General features: G+C 36.0%; 2 protein-coding genes. Both read right to left on the bottom strand.

Going from position 1 to position 3305, the window contains the following annotated elements; genetic code table 11:
- Positions 1-1028, bottom strand: a 1028-nt coding sequence (locus AC1DTM_RS20880; protein WP_477000780.1) for an Ig-like domain-containing protein, incomplete at its 3' end; no start/stop codon positions are given.
- Between the two features lie 642 nt (positions 1029-1670).
- Complete coding sequence (locus tag AC1DTM_RS20885) at positions 1671-3227, bottom strand: fatty acid--CoA ligase (protein WP_367959715.1); 1557 nt, start codon at positions 3225-3227, stop codon at positions 1671-1673.
- Positions 3228-3305: the final 78 nt, after the last annotated feature.

Consider the following 3305-nt stretch of genomic DNA (forward strand, 5'->3'; position numbering starts at 1 on the left):
GGGATGAATTTTGTATTATCTCCTTCAATGTGCTTCACAATTCTTAGCGTACCTTTAGGTGGTAAATCACCTTGTGCACCGCCACCTGCGTTTATATTTTTAACCCATGCATTCTTTGAAACAGTTACTGGCGGCTGATTTAAAATCTGGTAATCAATTGTATAATCATTATAAAACTCATCTTGATTCATTCCGCTATCAGTTATAATCGAGCTATATCGAATACTGATACCCTTACCACTTACCTGATCCTTATAACCTCTAAGGGAAAAAGAGTTACCGTTAAGCGTAATCGTACCATAACCTTGATCGATAAATTGTTGCGGAGTTACACCCGTATTTCCGACTATTATAATAAATCCTTCCTGCTTCAGCGTTTGACCTGATTGTAAAGTATCAGTCAAAACAATATCAGCACCTAACTGTTCCTTGTTACTACTAGTGTTTACATTCAACTCCCATTTCACCTCATTGGGAGCGTCTGGGTAAATTTCACCTGTTTTGTAGATAAATGATGATGGACCCGTCGATTCTGTGGGCCCTTTAATTGTTACCCTTTGAGTTGCTAAACTTGTGCCTAAATTTGTATCAACTGGTATCGTTTGATTCATTCCTACATTACTAGTTGCTTTAAATTCAAAATACAAATAACCTCTAATATTTTGAAGTTTCTCAACCATATCATTAAATGTACATACCACATTCGTTGATGTTACTTGGCAAGTACCAAAGCTAACACCTGTATCATTCTGTAAATCAATCGTTTTACTATATCCTGCTAATTCTGCCGGTAGCGTTAATGTTACTGTGTCTCCAGCCTTCATTTGATTTCCAGATTTATCACTAAAATCTACTCTTATTCCCGATCGTTCTCCATAATTTAATTCCGTTTTGTTGAATGTAAAACGATCAACAAATCCTGTTGTGTTTAATTCTTGAGCATGCCCTATGATAGGAATAAAAACTTGTCCAATAATAACAGTAAAAATAAAACAGATTACAGATATTCTTTTTAAATATGTACTCATAAAGCCTCCAATTCTAATTCTCACATTTTTCTGTTGTGGAATCTTTCCCACCTTAAAAAAGGTTACAACTAAAGAATATTTGCAGCATCAAACTATCTTTAATCATGCAAAACAAAGCAGTAAACAACACAATTCATTAACCATATTGTTCTCTTGTTTTGGCAGCCAACAATAAATATTAGTACTAATAAAAATACATTACAAGACTGTTCATTTATATATTAATTTGTTACTATATTCATGCTACCAAAATATACCTAATGACCGATTTAGTCATTAGGTCATCTGATGACTGAGTATTTTTCTCTTTCGAATATTATCCAGTACCATTCTCTCCTAATAACTTTATTCCACTCGCACTGAAGCACGAACATATTCCGTAATTACACACCTATATTTACTATTTTAATATTTCTCATCCACTTCAAAACCCTACCTATTTAAAACAGGTAATATGATTTTAAAATCAAATCATTAAACAAAAATATATTCTACTATAATAATAGGGAATAATTATAAATAGAAGGTACATACAAATTTTTTATCCTGTGATCTCCCCATCTTTAATAATTTCACAATAATAAGGCTACCTTTCTTTATTAAGAAAGATAGCCTTATTTGTATAGATGACTGATCTAGCGCCTAGTTTTTCGCGCCTTTCAACGACTCTCTCAGCACAAATTTTTGTAATTTCCCACTCGCATTACGCGGAAGTTCATCCACAAATAAATAATGACGTGGACGTTTATAGTCTGCTAATTCATCACTTTCTTTACAATATGTTTCTAAATCAGCTTCTGTAATCGTTTCATCTTTCTTTACAACGACCGCAACGACACGCTCTCCCCATAGTTCATCTGGCTCACCAAGTACTGCAACATCTAATACACCAGGGTGACTATGAAGGAAATCTTCAATTTCACGAGGATAAATATTTACACCACCGCTAATTACCATATCATCAACGCGATCTGCAACGAATAAATAGCCGTCTTTATCGAAGTATCCTAAATCACCAGAATGATACCATCCTTTATACATCGATTTTGCATTTGCTTCTTCTCGATTATGATATCCAGCCATCATAGTCGGGCCGCGCAAAATAATTTCCCCTACTTCATAAGGAGGCAACATATCATCTGGCTCTGCTGGTGCATCTTCGTTCGGTTTGACGATTCGAATTTCATGGCTAAAGCACGGTGTTCCTGCTGAACCAGCTTTCGTAATTTGATCCTCTTCTACGAGAAACGCAACAACCGGTCCCATTTCTGTCATTCCGTAAATTTGGACAAGATCAATATAAAGACGCTCTTTACATTCCTTCACTAGCGCTGGAGCCATCGCAGCCCCGCCATATACACCGATCTTCATCGAAGTTAAATCATACTCGGCTAGATCTTTTTGCAGTAACATATTCCACATCGTTGGTGCTGCAAAAAACGTCGTAATCTTCTCTTCTTGAATGGTATGTAATACTCTATCCGTATCAAAATGATGTAAAATAACATTCTTTCCGCCAACTTGAATGCGCGGTATGATTCCAGCATTTAACTCGCCGCAGTGATATAAAGGCGCTACCACAAGTCCGGCACTATCCCTGTTATATTTTATGAAATACGTACAAATCATACTATGCTCAGCCATATCACGATGGCGATGTAGTACGCCTTTCGGATGACCCGTCGTACCACTCGTATAAAGCATAGAGCAATAATCCATTTCATCGACTACAATATCTACTTTTTCAGCTGATGCTTCATTTACTTTTTCATGGTAGGAACTAGCATAAGAAGGTGCATCGTCTTCTACATACCAAAAAGACGAATTTGGAAAATCTCGTTCAATCATAGTAACTGTTGATTCGACTGCTTTTTCAAAGACAACTACTTTCGAGGCTGCATCTTGGAGGATATAAGATAGTTCTTTTGCTTTTAAGCGGAAATTAATTGGATTAAAGATCGCTCCAATTTTGGCACAGGCTAAGTAAACGTTTACAAATTCACGACAGTTATATAAGTAAACAGATACACAATCTCCCTTTCTTACTCCTTCTTTCAATAGAGCTTGCGCCGTTTTATTTATTTGCTCATCCCACTGTTTATATGTCCAGCGAATATTTTTTTCTGGTTCTACTAACGCCTCTTTATTCGGATATTTGCCAACTGCCAAATCAAAAATTCTCCCTATCGTCATGTACATGCCAACAATTTCCCCCTTTTCTCTTTCATAAATCTATCATTTCGTCTATAAGTAGACATTGTCCTCTAATAATTTGAC

This window comes from Bacillus sp. P4_D3 (assembly GCF_056401855.1).